The 18,364-nt window shown below is 63.7% G+C and carries 17 protein-coding genes and 2 pseudogenes; 14 read left to right on the forward strand and 5 right to left on the reverse strand.

Going from position 1 to position 18,364, the window contains the following annotated elements:
- Positions 1 to 180 precede the first annotated feature (180 nt).
- Both OMP40_RS11520 and OMP40_RS11525 read left to right on the forward strand, forming a co-directional pair.
- Positions 181 to 1,878, forward strand: coding sequence for a sensor histidine kinase (locus OMP40_RS11520; RefSeq protein ID WP_277533124.1), 1,698 nt, complete (start codon positions 181 to 183; stop codon positions 1,876 to 1,878).
- A complete protein-coding gene (locus OMP40_RS11525) occupies positions 1,875 to 3,584 on the forward strand; it encodes a response regulator (protein WP_277531439.1) in 1,710 nt (569 codons plus the stop codon). Before OMP40_RS11520 ends, OMP40_RS11525 begins: the two co-directional genes overlap by 4 nt.
- Positions 3,585 to 3,649: 65 nt before the next feature.
- Here the strand turns inward: OMP40_RS11525 and OMP40_RS11530 are convergent, their stop codons facing one another.
- The gene (locus tag OMP40_RS11530) at positions 3,650 to 3,874 is read right to left on the reverse strand and encodes a hypothetical protein (protein WP_277531441.1); all 225 of its coding nucleotides are present in this window, start codon (positions 3,872 to 3,874) and stop codon (positions 3,650 to 3,652) included.
- A gap of 54 nt (positions 3,875 to 3,928) precedes the next feature.
- On the reverse strand, positions 3,929 to 4,108 hold the full coding sequence (locus tag OMP40_RS11535; protein WP_277531443.1) for a hypothetical protein: 180 nt from the start codon (positions 4,106 to 4,108) through the stop codon (positions 3,929 to 3,931).
- Here OMP40_RS11535 and OMP40_RS41505 point away from each other — a divergent pair.
- From OMP40_RS41505 to OMP40_RS11570, 8 genes and pseudogenes are all read left to right on the forward strand, one after another.
- Positions 4,044 to 4,265: pseudogene (locus OMP40_RS41505) on the forward strand (extracellular solute-binding protein); the annotation flags it as partial. The gene OMP40_RS11535 and the pseudogene OMP40_RS41505 sit on opposite strands and share 65 nt — an antisense overlap.
- A gap of 58 nt (positions 4,266 to 4,323) precedes the next feature.
- Entirely contained in the window at positions 4,324 to 5,394 is a 1,071-nt protein-coding gene (locus OMP40_RS11540; protein WP_277531445.1) for a type 2 periplasmic-binding domain-containing protein, read from the forward strand.
- A 134-nt stretch (positions 5,395 to 5,528) separates the two neighbouring features.
- A complete protein-coding gene (locus OMP40_RS11545) occupies positions 5,529 to 6,428 on the forward strand; it encodes an ABC transporter permease (protein WP_277531446.1) in 900 nt (299 codons plus the stop codon).
- Positions 6,429 to 6,446: 18 nt separating this feature from the next.
- Positions 6,447 to 7,329: pseudogene (locus OMP40_RS11550) on the forward strand (carbohydrate ABC transporter permease).
- Positions 7,330 to 8,376 (forward strand): family 43 glycosylhydrolase, encoded by a 1,047-nt coding sequence (locus OMP40_RS11555; RefSeq protein WP_277531447.1) that lies wholly within the window; start codon positions 7,330 to 7,332, stop codon positions 8,374 to 8,376.
- Positions 8,306 to 8,815 (forward strand): GH32 C-terminal domain-containing protein, encoded by a 510-nt coding sequence (locus OMP40_RS11560; protein WP_277531448.1) that lies wholly within the window; start codon positions 8,306 to 8,308, stop codon positions 8,813 to 8,815. Before OMP40_RS11555 ends, OMP40_RS11560 begins: the two co-directional genes overlap by 71 nt.
- A 42-nt stretch (positions 8,816 to 8,857) precedes the next feature.
- Positions 8,858 to 12,127 carry a DUF6259 domain-containing protein gene (locus OMP40_RS11565; RefSeq protein ID WP_277531449.1) on the forward strand — a complete coding sequence of 1,090 codons (3,270 nt, stop codon included), beginning with the start codon at positions 8,858 to 8,860 and terminating at the stop codon, positions 12,125 to 12,127.
- Positions 12,128 to 12,231: 104 nt separating this feature from the next.
- Positions 12,232 to 12,423, forward strand: a complete 192-nt coding sequence (locus OMP40_RS11570) for a hypothetical protein (RefSeq protein WP_277531451.1) — start codon at positions 12,232 to 12,234, stop codon at positions 12,421 to 12,423.
- Between the two features lie 411 nt (positions 12,424 to 12,834).
- Here OMP40_RS11570 and OMP40_RS11575 read toward each other — a convergent pair whose 3' ends face one another.
- The 3 genes from OMP40_RS11575 to OMP40_RS11585 all read right to left on the reverse strand — a co-directional run bounded on the left by OMP40_RS11575 (position 12,835) and on the right by OMP40_RS11585 (position 14,497).
- Positions 12,835 to 13,728 (reverse strand): SMP-30/gluconolactonase/LRE family protein, encoded by an 894-nt coding sequence (locus OMP40_RS11575; protein ID WP_277531453.1) that lies wholly within the window; start codon positions 13,726 to 13,728, stop codon positions 12,835 to 12,837.
- 135 nt (positions 13,729 to 13,863) lie between these two features.
- Entirely contained in the window at positions 13,864 to 14,115 is a 252-nt protein-coding gene (locus tag OMP40_RS11580; protein WP_277531455.1) for a hypothetical protein, read from the reverse strand.
- Entirely contained in the window at positions 14,060 to 14,497 is a 438-nt protein-coding gene (locus OMP40_RS11585; RefSeq protein WP_277531456.1) for a GntR family transcriptional regulator, read from the reverse strand. The genes OMP40_RS11580 and OMP40_RS11585 overlap by 56 nt, the downstream gene beginning before the upstream one ends.
- Positions 14,498 to 14,583: 86 nt before the next feature.
- On the opposite strand from OMP40_RS11585, the gene OMP40_RS11590 reads away from it, so the two are divergent.
- The 4 genes from OMP40_RS11590 to OMP40_RS11605 all read left to right on the forward strand — a co-directional run bounded on the left by OMP40_RS11590 (position 14,584) and on the right by OMP40_RS11605 (position 18,361).
- A complete protein-coding gene (locus OMP40_RS11590; RefSeq protein WP_277531457.1) occupies positions 14,584 to 15,219 on the forward strand; it encodes a GntR family transcriptional regulator in 636 nt (211 codons plus the stop codon).
- Between the two features lie 121 nt (positions 15,220 to 15,340).
- On the forward strand, positions 15,341 to 16,492 hold the full coding sequence (locus OMP40_RS11595) for a mandelate racemase/muconate lactonizing enzyme family protein (protein WP_277531458.1): 1,152 nt from the start codon (positions 15,341 to 15,343) through the stop codon (positions 16,490 to 16,492).
- A gap of 13 nt (positions 16,493 to 16,505) precedes the next feature.
- Entirely contained in the window at positions 16,506 to 17,522 is a 1,017-nt protein-coding gene (locus tag OMP40_RS11600; RefSeq protein WP_277531459.1) for a galactitol-1-phosphate 5-dehydrogenase, read from the forward strand.
- Positions 17,519 to 18,361 (forward strand): fumarylacetoacetate hydrolase family protein, encoded by an 843-nt coding sequence (locus OMP40_RS11605; RefSeq protein ID WP_277531460.1) that lies wholly within the window; start codon positions 17,519 to 17,521, stop codon positions 18,359 to 18,361. Before OMP40_RS11600 ends, OMP40_RS11605 begins: the two co-directional genes overlap by 4 nt.
- The last annotated feature ends 3 nt before the right edge of the window (positions 18,362 to 18,364 follow it).

The raw sequence follows: 18,364 nt of genomic DNA on the forward strand, positions 1-18,364 counted from the left end.
GTATGCGCACGGTGCGATACGAAGAGGAGCGACGCCGCCCCTCTTTTTTTGCTATTCTGATGTGGAAGCGGCGCGGCGGTTCTATGCCGGGCCTGCGAGATCGCGGCGGAGGGGTGTCATGGGAACTTTTTTTGAAAGCGCTAACAATTTATCCCAAGCTCGTGTTGTCTTTTTTTGCTGATGATCATCCCTATCTATCTGTCCAGCCTGCTCATGAACCAGTCGGGGCATGATGTCGTTAAGAAGCAGATCTCGGCTTCGATGGCGTCGCGCGTCCATTTTTACCTGTCCTCGCTGGAGACGGAGCTGGCCCGGCTCCGCCGCCTCCAGATGGAGTACGTGAGCGACGACGACCTGCTCAGCCTGGGCACCGCTGTATCCCGGATGAACGACTTCGAGCGCTCGCGCACGATCTTGTCGGTGAAGAGCAAGCTCTATCTTCTCAAGAGCTCCAGCCCGTTCGTAGAAAACGTGAAGCTGTACGTCCCCGCGCTGGGGCGCAGCATCATGGCCAACAACTTCGACGATACGATTCCCGAGGCCGAGCTTGCGGCCATGCTCGAGCCCGGGAATATGAGCGCGACCGTCTTCGGATTCCAGGGCCGGCTGCTGCTGAGCGGCGTTTATCCGGACGCGATCTACGTGAACCGCCAGCCGGTGCTGGCCATCGAGATCGAGCTGTCCAAGGCGGAGATCGTCCGCACGCTCTCGTCCATGGCGAACGGGGAGGCGGGCGGCGCGGTATGGATGAGCGCAGACGGCACCTGGAACGTGACGTCGGGCCTTCGGCCGCCGGTGCTGTCCGAGCTGTCCGGGGCGATCGGAACCAAGCCGGCGGACGACCGCGCCTCGGCGCCCGGCCAGTTCACGATGAAGACGGACGCCGGCTCCTTTTTCGTGGCCCATGAATATTCCCCGGTCCTCGATTCGACGCTTGCGGTGCTGGTGCCGGCGGAGAAGGTGATGCAGCCGCTCAACCGCCACCGCGACTGGATCTGGCTGCTCTCGCTCATCGCGCTGGTGCTGGTCGTCGCCTTTTCCTATTGGATTCACCGGCTCATCCACAAGCCGATCAAGCGGCTGGTCGTCTCCTTCCGCAAGGTGGAGAAGGGCGACCTCGGCGTGCGCGTCTATCACCGCAACCAGGACGAGTTCCATTACCTGTACAACCAGTTCAATCACATGCTCGGCCGGATCGAGACGCTGATCGGAGAGGTGTACGAGCAGCAGATAAGGTCGCAGCGCTCCGAGCTCAAGCAGCTGCAGTCGCAGATCAATCCGCACTTTTTCTACAACAGCTTTTTCATCCTGCAGGGCCTGGTGCAGATGCGGGAGCACGAGCTGGCGGACAAGATGTTCCGTCATCTGGGCAGCTACTTCCAGTTCATCACGCGAAACGGGGCGGAGACGGTCACGCTCGAGCAGGAGATGAAGCACGCAAGCTCGTACGTGGAAATTCAGAAGTTTCGCTTCTCCGGAACGATCGAGGTGGAGCAGGAGGAGCTGCCCGCCGAATGGGCGCAGGCTGAGGTGCCGCGCCTCATCGTGCAACCGCTCATCGAGAATGCCTACTTGCACGGTCTCGAAAACAAGACAAGCGACGGGCGGTTGCGCATCGGCTTCCGGGAGGAGCCGGACGGCCGGCTGCGCATCGGGATTGAAGATAACGGCGAAGAGCTGGACGATCTTCAGCTGGAGCGGCTGCGCAAGTCCGTCTCCGCGGCGGATCGGGCGATCGAGACGACGGGCCTGCTGAACATCCACCGCAGGCTGCAGCTCAAGTTCGGGCCGGACTGCGGCCTGTCGCTGTCGCGCAGCGCGCTGGGCGGGCTGAAGGCGGAGCTGACGATACGCAAAGACAAGGAGGATACGGCATGATTCGATTGCTGATCGTGGACAATGAGCGCTGGATCGTCGACAGTCTGCTGGACCTGTTCGGCCGTCCGGGCAAGCTTGAGCTCGAGACCTTCGGCGCCTACTCCGCCGCGGAGGCGCTGGAGGCGCTGCGGCGAATGAAGATCGACATCGTCCTGTCGGACATCCGGATGCCGGGCATGGACGGGCTCGCGCTGCAGCGGGAGATCGTCAGGCAGTGGCCGTGGTGCAAAATTATTTTCCTGAGCGGCTACGACGACTTCGACTATATCCAGCAGGCGCTGCGGGGCGGCGGGGTCGACTACCTGCTCAAGACGGAGGGGCACGACGCGGTCGTCGCGGCCGTCGAGCGGGCGGCGGCGCAGCTCTACGAGGCGGTGGAGTCGCGCCAGCTGATCCTGAACGCGGAGCGCCAGATGCAGCTGGCCAGGCCGCTGCTCGTGAACGAGTACTTGCTGGCGCTGGCGGGCGGCGATCCGGAGGCGCTGCGCAAGCGGCATGCGCGGCTGCCGGAGCTGCAGCTGCCGCTGGACGCGGACGCCGAGACGCTGCTCGTGCTCGGGCGGGTGGACGATTGGCGCGACGGCTTCAGCGGCGGCGACAAGCATCTGATGCTGTACGCCATCGCGAACATCGCCGAGGAGTACTTCGCGAAGTCGCTGTCCTCCGCGGCCGTGAGCTTCGAGCAGAACAAGCTGCTGTGGTTCGTTCAGGCGAAGCCGGAACCTGAGACGGAGCAGGACGTCGCGTCCGGCGCTCGGCCGCAGGCGGAGGACGCGCGCAGGCGTCTCGTCCGGTTCGTCCAGGGAACGATCGAGACGATCCAGGGCGCGTGCAAGCAGCTGCTGCAGCTCAGCGTCTCCTTCGCGGCCGCGGACGAGCCGAAGGACTGGGAGCGGATTCCCGGGCAATTCCAGGCCCTGAAGCGCCTGCTTGGCCGCGGCCTGGGCCTGGGACAAGAGCTGATCCTGCTGGACCGGCCGGCCCGGGACGGCGCCGGCGAGCTTCCGGACGTCCGGACGCACGAGACGCGCAGCCGGCTGGAGCGGGTCGGCACGCTCGCCGCCTATTTGGAGAACGGCGACAACGCCCGTTTTTTTGAGGAGTACGGCCGGCTGATGGCGCTTGGCGCGGGAGATGGGAGAAGCGCCGAGCTGCTGAGGATGGAAATCTACTATTCGCTCGTCCCGATTTTCCTGTCGGAGATCGGCCGCTGGGGCATCCAGGAAGAGCTGGGCGGGACGATCGATCTCGGCAGGCTAACCCGATTCGACGTCCATCCGTCCTGGCATGCGGCGGAGGAATACTTCGCGGCGCTGGCCGAGCGTCTGTTCGCGCTCAAGCGCGCCGAGCGTTCGGAAAGCGAAAACGATCTGATTCGCCTCGTGCGGCGCTACGTGGCGCACAACCTGGCGGGCGATCTGTCGCTCACCCGCATCGGCGAGGTCGTCGGCTACAATCCGTATTATCTGACCCGGCTGTACAAGCAGCTGACCGGCGAAGGGCTGACCGACTACATCGCCGCAACGCGTCTGGCGGGCGCGCAGAAGCTGCTCGCGGGCAATCAGCTGACCGTGCAGGACATCTCGCGGGCCGTCGGTTTTATGACCGAGCAGTCCTTTTACCGCTTCTTCAAGAAGGAGACGGGCCTGACGCCCCAGGAGTACAAGGAGCGGCAGGCGATATCCAAAACGGATAATGAAATGTAAAAATCGGCGAGTAGAGAGCGCTTCCGCGCCGGCTCTATAATGAGCTCATGCAAGGCAAGACGCATTCATTCATGAGCTCTAAGGGGGGAACCGAGATTGAAAAAGAACCAACGCATCGCGCTCGTCTGCGGCATCCTGGCTTGCGCGCTCGCGGCGACCGGCTGCAGCGACTCGGGCAAAAACGCGGCAAGCACGGAGCCGTCCGGCAAGGCGTCAGGCTCGTCCGCGGCATCCGGCACGGCGCCGGCGTCCGCATCGGGCGAGACGGAGAAGGCCGACCCGTTCGGCAAGTACGACCCGCCGATCGAGCTTCATATCGCCCGGGCGGTCGACCAGACCTGGACCTATCCGAAGGGAGACAGCATCGACAACAACGTCTGGTACCGGGAATACGAGAACCTGCTCGGCATCAAGGTCGTGCACGACTGGACCGCGCTGGCGAGCGAATACAACCGCAAGCTGAACGTCTCGATCGCCTCCGGCAGCCTGCCCGAGCTGTTCGCCGTCTCGGCCAGCCAGCTCAAGCAGCTCGCCGACGCCGGCCAGCTCGAGGATCTGACGGACGTCTACGAGAAGTATGCTTCCGATCACACCAAGAAGCTGCAGCACGGCGACGGGGGCGCGGCGCTGGCGTCTGCCACGTTTAACGGCAAGCTGCTCGCGATCCCGGTCGTCAACGCGCCGATCTACGAGCCTAATTTGCTCTGGATACGCACGGATTGGCTCAAAAAAGCTGAACTTGTCCGAGCCCAAGACGCTGGACGACGTGTTCAAGATCGCAGAAGCGTTTACGAAGCAGGACCCGGACGGCAACGGCAAGCCGGATACGTACGGCCTGGCGGTCAACAACTATTTGTACGGCCCGATCACCTCGATCACGGGGCTGTCCAACGCCTTCCACGCCTATCCGCAAACGTGGGTCAAGGACGCCTCGGGCAAGGTCGTCTACGGCTCGACGCAGCCGGAGATGAAAAAGACGCTGGCCAAGCTGCAGGAGATGTACAAGGCCGGCGAGCTCGACCGCGAGTTCGGCGTCAAGGACGGCAACAAAGTTGCCGAGGATATCGCCGCGAACAAGTTCGGCATGGCGTTCGGCGCGAACTGGAACCCGTACGTGTTCCTCGACGCGGTCAAGAAAAATCCGGGCATGGACTGGATGCCGTTCCCCGTGCCTTCGGTCGACGGTACCCCGACCAAGGCGAACGTCGGCTTCTCCGCCAGCGGCTACGTCGTCGTGCGCAAGGGCGCCAAGCATCCGGAGGCCGCCGTCAAGATGCTGAATTTGCACGAAGAGGTCGTGCACGGCTCGCGGCGCAACGAAGGCCAGTTCATTACCGTCGAAGAGAACGGCGAGCGGATCAATACGTCGCGTCTGTCGGTCGTGCAGTCCGGCGTATCCGACCAGGGCGTGCTCGAGTCGCTTACCCTGCTGCGCAAGGCGATCGAGACCGAGGACGAGAGCCTGCTGAAGGACGCGCTGACCGAGACCGACAAGTACGGTCCGACGGTCGACTACCTCAAGACGGGCAATATGGAAAACTGGGCCGTTGCCCACCAGTATTTCGGCTTCGTGACCACGATGGACAATTATACCGGCGACCGGCTGCTCATGACCGCGTTCGGCGGCCAGACGCCGACGATGACCGACAAGTGGGCGACGCTCGACAAGCTGGAGAAGGAGACGTTCACGAAGATCATCATGGGCGCCGCGCCAGTCGACGAATTCGATACGTTCGTCGCGGACTGGAACAAGCTCGGCGGCGAGGCGATCCTGAAGGAGATCAACGACTGGCTGAGCGCGCAGAAGTAGAAACGAACGCGCGGACGCTCGCGGCATAGACAGGCGGAAGGGGAGACGGTCCTGGCCATCGTCCCCTTCTTCCGTCATGCCCCGAAACGGCGTCCGATCGCGCCGAATGAGGAAAAAAGGCGGTGAAGTACGAAATGAAAGCGGCAAAATGGATGCGGGAATTGCCTTTGCACCTGCTGCTCCTGCCCGGCCTCGTCCTGGTGCTCGTTTACAGCTACGTGCCGATGCTGGGCGTCGTGATCGCGTTTCAGAAGTTTACGATCTTCAGCGGCTGGTTCGGCTCCCCGTGGATCGGGCTGGACAACTTCAGGTTCGTGCTGGATATGCCCAACACCGGCCAGGTCATCTGGAACACGCTGTTTATCGCCTGCATGAAAATCATCGCGGGGCTGTTCGTCCCGATCGTGGTCGCGCTGCTGCTCAACGAGGTGACCCGCTCGTTCATCAAGCGCGGCGTGCAGACGCTGATTTACCTGCCCCATTTTCTCTCCTGGGTCATTCTGGGGGGCATTCTGATCGACCTGCTGTCGCCGTCCGAGGGCATCGTGAACGCCATGCTGGGCAAGCTCGGCATCGAGCCGATCTTTTTCCTGGCGGACAACCGCTGGTTCCCGGCCGTGCTGATTATCTCCGACGTCTGGAAGGAGTTCGGCTTCAGCACGATCGTCTACCTGGCCGCGATCACGAGCGTGAATCCGACGCTGTACGAGGCGGCGGTCATGGACGGGGCCGGACGCTGGAAGCAGACGCGCCATATTACGCTGCCCGGCATGATGCCGATCATCGTGCTCATGGTGACGCTGAGCCTCGGCAACGTGCTGAACGCCGGCTTCGACCAGGTGTTCAACCTGGCCAACCCGCTCGTATACGAGAGCGGAGACATCCTCGACACGATGATCTACCGGATCGCGTTCAACGACGCGCAGTACGGCGTGGCGACGGCCGTCGGGCTTTTCAAGTCCGTCGTGTCCTTTTTGCTTATATCGGTCTCCTACTGGCTGGCCTACCGGCTGGCGAACTATCGCATTTTCTAGAGAAAGGAGAGATTCCGCTTGCATCACGTTTCCCCGGCCAGACGGCTGTTTCTCGTCGCGAACGCCGCGTTTTTAAGCTTGCTCGCCATCCTGTGCTTTCTGCCGCTCGTCCACGTCCTCGCGGTGTCGTTCAGCGAGAGCGCGGCGGTCACCGCCGGGCAGGTCACGTTCTGGCCGGTCGATTTTTCGCTTAAATCGTACGACTTCATCATCAGCAGGCCCGAGTTCATGCGATCCTTCGTCATCACGCTCGAGCGGGTGCTGCTCGGCACCGCCATCAACATGCTGCTGACGATCACGATCGCGTACCCGCTGTCCAAGGAAGTCCGCAGCTTTCGGATGCGTACGTTTTACGTCTGGATCTTCGTCTTCACGATCCTGTTCGCCGGGGGGGCTCGTCCCCTGGTATATGACGATCAAGTACACGGGCCTGCTCGATTCGGTCTGGGCGCTTGTCATACCGGGAGCCGTCCCCGTTTTCAATGTCATTTTGCTGCTCAACTTTTTCCGCGGCCTGCCCAGGGAGCTGGAGGAGTCGTGCTTCATCGACGGCGCCGGCCATCTGCGCACGCTGTGGACCATCTACGTGCCGCTGTCGCTGCCGGGCCTCGCCACCGTCGGCCTGTTCACGATCGTCGGACACTGGAACGCCTGGTTCGACGGCCTGATCCTGATGAACAAGCCGGAGCATTATCCGCTCTCTTCCTACTTGCAGACGATCATCATCAATTTCGACTTTTCGCAGGTGAAGCAGGAGGATCTGCACAAGCTGGAGGCGATCTCGACCCGCACCTCCAAGGCGGCGCAGATCATCGTCGGCGCGCTGCCGATTCTGCTGGCTTATCCGTTTTTGCAAAAATACTTTGTCAAAGGCATCGTGCTGGGGAGCGTGAAGGAGTAAATGAGCGACTTTTTTTACCGGCCGGCGGACGGCGTGTTGGCGGACGTCATCCCGTTCTACGAGGACGGCGAGTTCAAGCTGCTGTATCTGAAGGATTGGCGCGACAAGGAAAACTTCGGCGAAGGTACGCCCTGGTTCCTGCTCGGGACGAAGGACTTCGTGAACTATGCCGAATACGGCGAGGTGCTGCAAAGAGGCGGCGTGTCGGAGCAGGATCTGTACATTTATACCGGCTGCATCCTGAAGGTCGGCGGGCTCTATCACATTTTTTATACGGGCAACAACTTCCACTACCCCGCCCAGGGCAAGCTCCAGCAGGCGGTCATGCATGCGACGAGCGCCGACCTGCTTCACTGGACCAAACATCCGGAGGACACCTTCTATGCGCCCGCCGACCGCTACGAGCAGCATGACTGGCGCGACCCGTTCGTCTTCTGGAACGAGGAGGCCGGGGAGTACTGGATGCTGCTGGCTGCGCGGCTCAAGGAGGGACCGAGCCGGAGGCGGGGCTGCGTCGCGCTGTGCGCCTCGAAGGATCTGAAGCGCTGGGAGGTGCGCGAGCCGTTCTGGGCGCCGTCGCTGTACACGACGCACGAATGCCCGGATCTGTTCCGGATGGGGGACTGGTGGTATCTCGTGTACTCGACGTTCTCGGATCGCACCGTCACGCACTACCGGATGAGCAAGTCGCTGGCGGGACCCTGGCTGGCGCCGGACAACGACACGTTCGACAACCGGGCGTTCTATGCGGCGAAAACGTGGACCGACGGCGAGCGGCGCTACGCCTTCGGCTGGAACCCGACGCGGGAGGGCGAGCACGACGAAGGCACGTGGCAGTGGGGCGGCAACCTGGTCGTGCACGAAATCGTGCAGCAGGCCGACGGCTCGCTGACGGTGCGGATGCCGGAGACCGTGCGGGCGGCGATGTCGCGGCGGGGGGAGATTGCGCTGCGCGAGGTCGTGAGCAGGTGGCGGATTGAAGGGGGAAGCGGGGGGCGCGAGTGCGACGACATCGATTCGAGCGACGGATGCCGGCGAGAGCGGTGAAGCTGCAGGTGCATGCACGGCGGCCGCCGAAGCGCCGGACTCGTTCGCGGCTGCCGCCGCGGCATGGCTGCCGTCCCGGTGCCGGCTGTCGGTGAACGTGACCTTCGGGGACGACACGCGCGGTTGCGGCGTGCTGCTGCGGACGGACGAGGCGCTCGACTGTGGCTACATGATCCGCCTCGAGCCCGGGCGGCAGCGCCTTGTCTTCGACCGCTGGCCGAGAAAGGGAGACGTTCCCTTCGAGGTCGGTCTCGAGCGTCCCGTCGCGTTGACGCCGGGCGTCGCCTGCCGGCTCGACATCGTGATCGACGGCACGGTTTGCGAGGTGTACGTGGACGACACGGTCGCGATGAGCGCGCGGCTGTATGACCATCGAGAGGGGGGGATGGGGGCTGTTCGTGAGCGAAGGCAGCGCAAGCTTCGAAGCCGTATTGCTTGAACCGTAAGGCTCGGAAAGCAAATATCGGAAGGGGATGCGACGATGAACGCGAGTTGGCGCGGGAAATGGAGAAAGACGATGATGACGGGGCTTGCCGCCGTCATGGTTTGGGGAGGCGCGCTCGCGGGCGGCGGTCCGGCCGCGGCCGACGGTCCTTCCGTGACCTTGAACGCCTCGACGGGCGCGCTGAATTTTACCTACGGCACGGCGACGCTGGCCAAGGGAAGCGGCACGGCGCTGACCGGCATCCGGCACCGGACGCTGGGCGGCGGCAACGGCTTGTGGAACGACACGGCGGTCTCCGCCGCGACCGTCAAGAAGGGACATACGACCTACGCGCAGACGTGGGGTAGCGGCCAGAGCCTGGCCGAGCTCGAGACGACCGTGGCGGCCAAGTACGACGGCACGCTCACGGTCAGCCAGAACGCCGATACGCAGACGGGCGGCATCTCGGGCGTCCAGTGGGGACTGGTCGTACCCGATACGTACGACCTGATCCTTCCGGTGCTGGGCGGCATCCGGCTGACGGCCGAATCGCCGGACGCGGCGTACGGCTTCCAGCAGTTCGATTATCCGAATATCTGGGAAGCGCAGATGTTTATCATCCAGGGCAGCGGCGGCGGTATGCTCGTCCATGGGGACGACGACGCCCGGTTTTTCAAGTCGCTCCACGTAAAGCATGAGAACGGCAACTTTTACGTCGGCGTGGAGACATACGCCCCCGCGCCGTTCGCCCAGGTGCGCAAGGCCGTCTCTACCGGCTGGCGGCTGAAGGCCTATACGGGAGACTGGGTGAACGGGGCGACGCTGTACCGGACGTGGGCGGACAAAAAGTTCGACCTGTCCAAGCTGTCGAAGCTGCAGCCGGCATGGGCCAAAGACGTGCAGTTCACCGTGCTGACGGATCTCGAGGACGCGCAGACGCTGAACACGCTAGCGCAGGAAGTGGAGCCGTCGCAGACGCTGCTCGTCGTGCCCGGCTGGCGCGAGGATCCGTACGACGTCGACTTCCCGGACTATACGCCGAAGGCCGATATCGCGGCCAAGATCCAGGCGGCGCAAGCGCTCGGCTTCAAGGTCATGCTGTACGTCAATATTTTCGGCGTCGACCCGAACAATCCGGCCTTTGCGTCGATGCAGCCTTATCAGGTCAAGGATCCATTCTCGCTGCAGCCCGTTTTCTCCGAATACACCGCGGGCTCGAGCCATATCAAGTTTGCGCAGATCAATCCGGCTTCGCAGGCGTGGCGGACGCTTTTTGTCGGCAAAATGGCGCAGCTCGTCCAGTCGCTTCATCCCGACGGCATTCATCTCGACCAGTCGCTGCTCATGTACAACGATGCCAACGGCACGATCGACGGACGCAATATGCTGCAAGGCAACATTGCGCTGCACCGCGAGCTGCGCGAGCAGTTGCCGGCTAACGTCGCGCTTGGCGGGGAGAGTCTCAACGAGATTACGACCCGGTACGAGTCGTTCGCGCAGCGGCATGCGTACGGCATTTTTGCGCAGACCGGGACCTGGGACGACAGCAAGATCGATCAGGTCGTGCCGGCGAGCTCGGCCATCTTCGCGCCTTATACGACCATCTACGGACACCCCGATCATGCGAATCCGCTGACCGAGGACTATTTCATCGCCTGGCACAAGGTCGTCCAGAACCGGCTCGGCGCCGTTCCGATGCTGACCAGGCCGACCTACGCGCAAGTCGCGAACCCGTCGCCGCTGATGGCGCAGCTGTTCGCGGAGGCGCGCTGGTACCAGGACAACAAGCCGCAGCTCGACTTCGGCCAGTGGGATGCCAATGCGCTGTTCGCCTTCAAGACGGCAAGCGGGAAGTCGGCCAAGTACGAGCGGGATGCCTATGGAGAAAAGCTGACCGCATACGGGGCCGGGAGCTCGGGCGGGGATGTCGGCGTGCTGCGGTACTTGTACGGCTCGGACAGCGTGACGCTGCCCGGACGGATTCCGGGCTGGTATCTGTATGACAGCGCCAAGCTGTTCGGCCTGAACCCCGCCAAGACGTATCTGTATCTTGATCTGCCGCGCGACCAGACCGCATTCCACATCGACGGGATGCCGGCGGACGTCGCGATGAAGTCGGTGGCCGTCCATACGAATCATACGGTGCTGTCCCTGCAGGATCAGCAGCAGCCGGGGGCCGTCGACTTCATGAATTACGCCGGTCCGATTCGCGCGGGCGAGAAGCTCGCCGACGGTACCGTGCACCAGACGGCTGCGGCATTCTCCTCGATCGGCGGATTCTCGTATTCGTTCGCGCAGGGCGGGACCGTGCAGCACTGGGGCGACCGCATCCTCGCGCATCCGCCGTATTCGGGAACGTGGCAGGGCGGCCATACGTGGCTGGAGTTCGACGTGACGCTGCCGGCGGACCGCACGCCGACGTTCGAGACGGGCGTCCAGCTCGGCTCGGAGGTGAACGTGGCGAGCAGCGACGGCGTGACGTTTAAGGTGTATGCCTGGGAAAAGGCGGCGCCCGCCGCAACGCGTCCGGTGCTGAGCAAGGAGCAGTTCAGCCACAGCGCAACGCCGACGCCGGTATCGCTGGATCTGTCGTCGTTCAAGGGCAAGGAGGTCACGGTCCGCATGGAGACGCACCCCGGCACGACGGTCGACAACGACTCCGCAGTCTGGGTGGCGCCGCATATCGCGCTGGCGCAGGCCGGCGCAGCTCGCAGCGTGGACCTGACGCTCGTCAGCCCGCGGCCGCTTGCGTCGGTGGCTTCGGCGTCCGGGCTGGCGACGTATACGTCGCTTGGCGCGAACCGCTACAAGGTCACGGCGCCTGCGACCGATCAAGTGTATCTGATCTACAGCACGGGCGGTGCCGTGACGTTGCCGCTGTCGCTGTCCGCGCAGCCGCTCGATTCGAGCCTGCAGTTCGAGGACGGGACGACGGCGCCGCCGCAGGATCCGTTCGGCGGCAAGGTCGGCACCGGCACCGTGCTGGGCGTGCAGAAGCAGGGGCTTGACGCGCATCCGCCGCAGCATGGACAGACCCGCGTCGAATACGTCGTGACGCTGCCTGCGGGCGGCGCGAAGCTGACCGGGTTCGCGGGCATCAAGGACGGCGCGGAGGATTCGCAGGGCGTCGGCTTCCGCGTCGCCGTGAACGGCAGCGAGCTGTGGTCCGACGATCTGCAGCCCGGCGGCGCATGGACGCCGTTCAGCGTCTCGCTTTCCGCCTACGCCGGCAAGACCGTCGTCATTACGCTGATCACCGACTCGCTGGGCGATTACGGCTACGATTGGGCGTTCTGGGGGGAGCCGAAGCTGCAGGCGCTGCCTTAAGAGGCAGCTTGAGCCGAAATGAATAAAGAAGCCGTCTCGCATGCCCGTTAGGGGCTGCGGGGCGGCTTCTTTGTCGCGCTTGCGGGGCGGGCTCAGAGGGGTTTATGCGCGCCATGGCGTCTATCCATGCACAAAAAATGTGCATGGTGGCGGCAGCGGTGTGGCAAGTAGCGGAGGCGGGCACGATGATGCACAAAAAAATGTGCATGGTGGCGGCAGCGGTGTGGCAAGTAGCGGAGGCGGGCGCGATGATGCACAAAAAATGTGCATGGTGGCGGCAGTGGTGTGGCAAGTAGCGGAGGCGGGCACGATGATGCACAAAAAATGTGCATGGTGGCGGCAGTGGTGTGGCAAGTAGCGGAGGCGGGAGCGATGATGCACAGAAAATGTGCATGGTGGCGGCAGTGGTGTGGCTAGTATCGGCGGCGGGCGCGATGATGCACAAAAAATGTGCATGGTGGCGGCAGTAGTGTGGCAAGTAGCGTCGGCGGGCGCGATGATGCACAGAAAATGTGCATGGTGGCGGCAGCGGTGTGGCTAGTATCGGCGGCTGGCGCGATGATGCACAGAAAATGTGCATGACGGTGTCAGAGGCGTGGCGAACGAGGCGTCGGCATCGTGGGGAGCGGCACGGCAGGGCGCGGCAGGCGTGGCGCGCCGGTCGCCGATGACGGCGGCCGGCTCACAGCGTCTTCCTCCTGCCCGGCTCAGCCGCCATACTCCGCAGTCGGCAGCCCCCGCACGCCGACATCGGCGCAGAAGAGGCCGCCCGCGTGCGGCTGCGCCGCCAGCTCGGTTTCGCCGAGGCCGACGCGTGCCGTCGTGATGTACAGCCGGTCCAGCCGCTCGCCGCCGAACGCGCAGGAGGTCACCTGCGAGGCGGGCACCGGCACGGACAGCAGCTTCTCTCCGGTCGCCGGATTCCATCGGGACACCTGCCAGCCGCCCCAATGGGCGATCCACAGCATGCCCTCGGCGTCGATGGTCATGCCGTCGGGCGAGCCCTCGTCCGTCGGCATCTCGACGACGACGCGGCGATTCGCGACGGCGCCCGTCGCCGTGTCGTAATCGAAGGCGACCACGCGCTGCGTCGGCGTGTCGATATAGTACATCGTGGCGCCGTCGCCGGACCAGGCCAGTCCATTCGAGATGCTGACGTCCTGGACGAGCGTCTCGACGGCATGTCCGGCGTCCAGGCTGTACAGCGCGCCGCGGCCGGGCTCGTCGTTCATCGACATCGTGCCCGCCACGAAGCGCCCGGCGGGATCGCATTTGCCGTCGTTGAACCGGTTGCCGGGCACGGACGCTTCGACCTCCGCAAGACGCGTCAGCCCGCCGCCGGCCGAATCGCAGACGTAGAAGCCGTCCTGCAGCGTCAGCGCGAACCCGCCCGAACGCCGCGGCACGATGGCGCTGACATGGGGCGCAAGTTCGATCGCGGCGTCTTCGGCGGGCTCCTGCGGATGATGGATATGTACGCGGTGGGACAGAATGTCGACCCAGTAAAGTTTTCCGTCGCGGGCGTCCCATACGGGGCCTTCGCCCAACGGGGCTTGCGCGTCGCTGGCCAGCTCGACCTTTATTTTCGCATCAGCGGTCATCGTCTCCAACCTCCATGAACAAATGAATGCATGCGCTTAACTTACCACGCGAGCCGCGCGTCGCTCAAGCCGCAATAAGCGTGTTTTGAAAAAAGAATCGCCCGGCCGCATCGCGCGAACGGCGCGGCGAACGCGCTACCGCCACGTCAGCTTGAGCGTATGCAGGTAGTCGAACAGCGCCGCCCGGAACGACTCTGGACCGGCGGCGACCGCCTCGATCAGCTTCGCGACCTGCGCGCGGGTCCGGCCGGCATGAGGCGCCTGCCACCGTCGGACGTTGCGATGCCAGAACAGGCGCGACGCGTACGTTTGAAAAGCTTTGGCCATCTCGCTATTGTTGCAGCCCAGGATCAGCCCGCTCAGGAGCTCGTATTCGAACGCGGCCAAGGCGCCGCAGTCCTCCGGCTCGCCGCCGCCGCTCAAGGCGCGGTACGTATCCGACATGCCGCGCGACCACGCCCGCAGCGCGTCTTGTCCGGCAGGGGGGCGCGGCGCATACGGCGAACAATGCCATGGCGGCGATCAGCTCGAGAAGATCCCCGACGCGCTGCGACGAGGAGTCGAGGATCAGCACACCGTGCTTGGAGGCGATCCGCACGTAGCCTTCCAGCTCGAGTTGCTGCAGCGCGGCGCGAACCGGCGTACGGCTCATGTCGAGCCGGCGCCCGAGCTGAACCTCCGAGGTGACCGAGCCCATCGGGCATTCTCCGGTTTCGATCATCTCCAGAATGCGGGCGTAAGCTTGTTGACGCAGGGTCGGTTTGCCCATACGAAGTCCTTCTCTCTCGCTAGCTTCGATGAATGAAGTATGATAATCATAGAACAAGCGCAAGCGGAAAGGAAGGTCGAGAGACGATGCCCGAGATCGGTACGACGTTAAGGGACGCGGCATTTCGGCAAATCAAGGAGCGAATCGTTCAGGGGGAATGGGGCGGCGGCACGTTTCTGTCGGAGCGGCGGCTCAGCGAGACGCTGCAGATGAGCAAGACGCCGATTCGGTCGGCGCTCGACCGGCTGGAGATGATGGGGCTGGTGAAGCTGATGCCGAGCCAGGGCTTCGTCGTGCAGGAGATTTCGCTCAAGAAGATCATGGACATCTACGAGCTGCGGCTGTCGCTCGAGACGTTCGCGGTCGGCAGGCTGACGGGTCGCATGGACCGGGCTTTTTTCGGCAGGCTGGACGAAAATCTGGACAAGCAGGCGGAGGCGGCGGAGCGCGAGGATATCGTCGGCTACGTCGAGCTGGACCGGCAGTTCCACGAAGCGATCATCGCCGGGCTGGCCAACGAAGAATACGCGGACGCGATGTCGCGTATTCAGGACAAGTTTCTGATGGCCGTTCGCACGACGTTTTACAAAAACAAGAGCCGGCTGTGGGGCAGTCTGGCGGAGCATCGCCGCATTCGGGACGCCCTGGCGGGCGACGACCCGTCGCTCAGCGAGCGGCTGATTCGCGACCACATCGAATTCGTGAAGCAGATTATGCTCTGATGTGATCGTGCTTTAATGCGCGAAACGTCGGATTCGCTGATGTATACAAGTGAGACATCTTGAGCGTCTCACTTGCCCATGCTACGTTTAACTCATCCTTTTCAGACGGAGGTTAAGCGGCATGAAAATTACGGACGTGCGCACTTATATCGTGGGGAACCCGTGGAAAAACTGGCTGTTCGTGCAACTGGATACGGACGAGGGCTTGACGGGCCTTGGGGAAGGCACGCTGAACGGCCTGGCCAAAACGGTCGAAGCCGCGATCCACGAGCTGAAGCATCTCGTGCTCGGCATGGATCCGTTCGATGTGGAGACGATCTCGCTCAAGCTGATCCGGGACGTCTATTCGGACGGCGGACAGGTGCAGGGCTCCGCGCTGGCGGCGATCGAGACCGCGTGCTGGGACATCATGGGCAAGGCGACCGGACAGCCGATCTACAAGCTGCTCGGAGGCAGATGCCACGACAAGCTCCGCTGCTACGCGAACGGCTGGTATCGCGGCGGCAACGACGAGGAGAGCTTTTACAGCCAGGCGAAGGAAGTCGTCGAAAAGGGTTATACGGCGCTGAAGTTCGATCCGTTCGGCGCGGCCTGGCGGACCGTCGAACGGGCCGATTTTGCGAACGCCGTCCGCAACATCGCCGCCGTCCGACAGGCGGTCGGACCGGACGTCGACATCCTGATCGAGGGGCACAACCGGTTCAGCGTGCATACCGCCCTTCAGTTCGCCGAAGCGATGGCGCCCTATAGCCCGACCTGGTTCGAAGCGCCGGTGCCGCCGTCCCGCGTCTCGTCGGTCGTCGAAGTGGCGAAGCGCAGCCCGGTACCGATCGCCTGCGGCGAAGACTACTACAACCGCGAGCAGTTCGCCGAGCTGTTGAAGCACGATGCCGTACACATTATTCAGCTTGAGCCGCAGTTCCTCGGCTTGACCGCCTCGAAACAGATCGCCGGCATGGTCCACGCGCACAACGGCGTCACCGCGCCGCACAGCGCCCAGGGGCCGATCTGCTCGATCGTCTGCTCGCATCTCAACATGGCGACGCCGAACTTCTTCATTCACGAGATTTTCGACGATTTCAACCATTCGTGGGCGCAGGATATTTTCACTCCGCCGTTCAAGGTCGTGAACGGGTACCTCCAGCCGCCGGAACGGCCGGGCCTCGGCGTCGAGTTCAATCTGGAGGAAGCGGCCAAGTATCCGTACGCGCCGGGTCACTGGCTGCCGCTGTTCAAGCAAGGCTGGGAGAAGCGGGAGCCGGTCGAATCGTGAGGAGGGAACAGGCATGAAGGCGTTAGTCTATGAAGGACCGCGCACGATGAACGTGAGGGAAGTCCCGCTGCCGGCGCTGCAGCCGGACGAGGTGCTCGTGCGCGTGTCGCACGCGGGCATTTGCGGCTCCGAGCTGGGCGGGTATCTCGGGCACAATTCGCTGCGCAAGCCGCCGCTGATCATGGGGCACGAGTTTGCGGGCACGATCGCGCAGGTCGGCGAGCGGGCGGCCGGCTTCCAGGTCGGCGATCGGGTGACGGCGAATCCGCTCGTCACCTGCGGCGAATGCCGGTATTGCCTGAACGGGGCGTCGCAGCTGTGCGGCGCGCGCAAGCTGCTCGGGGCGCACCGGCCGGGCGCGTTCGCGGAGTTCGCGGCGGTGCCGGCGCGGAACGTATACCGGCTGGACGACCATGTCTCGTTCGCGGAGGGCGCGCTGGCCGAGCCGTACGCGTGCGCGATCCACGTCTGCCGCCTGCTCGCGCTGGCGCCGACGGACCGGCTGCTTATCTATGGCGCGGGTCCGATCGGACTGTTCGCGCTTCAGGCGGCAGCCGCTTACGGCGTCCGCGATGCGGTCGTCGTCGATCTGAACGCGTCGCGGCTCGAGATCGCCCGCGAGCTCGGCGGCATCGCGGTGACGAGCCTGGACGACCTGCCGGGCGGGATCGGCGAAGGCTTCGACGCGGTCATCGACGCCGTCGGCGCGGAGGCGACGCGGCAGCGGAGCGCGGCTGCCGCGCGGCCGGGCGGGACGGTCGTCTTCACCGGCCTGCACGAAGCGGACAGCCGGCTGCCGGTGAACGACATGATCCGCGCCGAGATCGGCACGAAGGGCGCGTTCGCTTACTCGCGCGACGACTTCGAGACGGCGCTGCGCTGGATCGGGCAGGGGCGGATCAACCTGCTGCCCTGGACGGAGACGACTTCGCTTGCCGAAGGCGGCGCCGCCTTCGAGAAGCTGATCGGCGGGCCGGGCAAGATCGCGAAGATTTTTCTAACGATAGAACAGGAGGCGCAGCTTGGATGAAGCTCGTGCAGTTTTACGACAGGCAGGATGAAGCGCGGAAGCTTCAGGTAGGCGTACTTAAGGGAGAAGACGAGGTCGTCGCTTTAAACGTGAAGGGGACGATGCGGGACGCCATTGAGGCGGGAGACGTGGAGGCATTGGCGCAAGGGGCCGCTTACCGGCTGTCCGACGTGAAGCTGCTGTCGCCGCTCACCGATCCGGAGAAGATCGTCTGCATCGGACTGAACTATCACGACCACGTGATCGAGTCCAACATGCAGGTGCCCAAGGTGCCGGTCCTGTTTCCCAAATACAACAACTGCCTGACGGGACACGAGGACGAGGTGGCCATACCGGTCGAAGTGACGCAGTGCGATTACGAGGCAGAGCTGGCGGTCGTTATCGGCAAGACGGCCAAGCGCGTACCGCTTGAATCGGCCATGGATTATGTGTTCGGCTACACGGTGCTGAACGATGTGAGCGCGCGGGATATCCAGCTGAACGAGCCCCAATGGACGCGCGGCAAGGCGATCGACGGCTTCGCGCCGACGGGGCCGTGGATCGTGACCGCCGACGAGATCGCGGATCCGGGCAAGCTCGGTATCTCGCTCAAGCTGAACGGCGCGACGATGCAGGACTCGAACACGAAGGAACTGATTTTCGACGTCCCTTATCTCGTTTCTTTTCTCTCGAACACGATGACGCTCCGGCCGGGAGACATCATCAGCACGGGGACGCCGCCGGGCGTCGGCATGGGGAAGAAGCCGCAGGTGTGGCTGAAGCCGGGCGACGTCGTCGAGGCGACGGTCGAAGGAATCGGCACGCTGCGCAATACGTTCGTATCCGAGCGAATCCGATGAGCG

It is taken from the genome of Cohnella rhizosphaerae (assembly GCF_029525575.1).
In the GTDB taxonomy this organism is placed as follows: Bacteria; Bacillota; Bacilli; order Paenibacillales; family Paenibacillaceae; genus Cohnella; species Cohnella rhizosphaerae.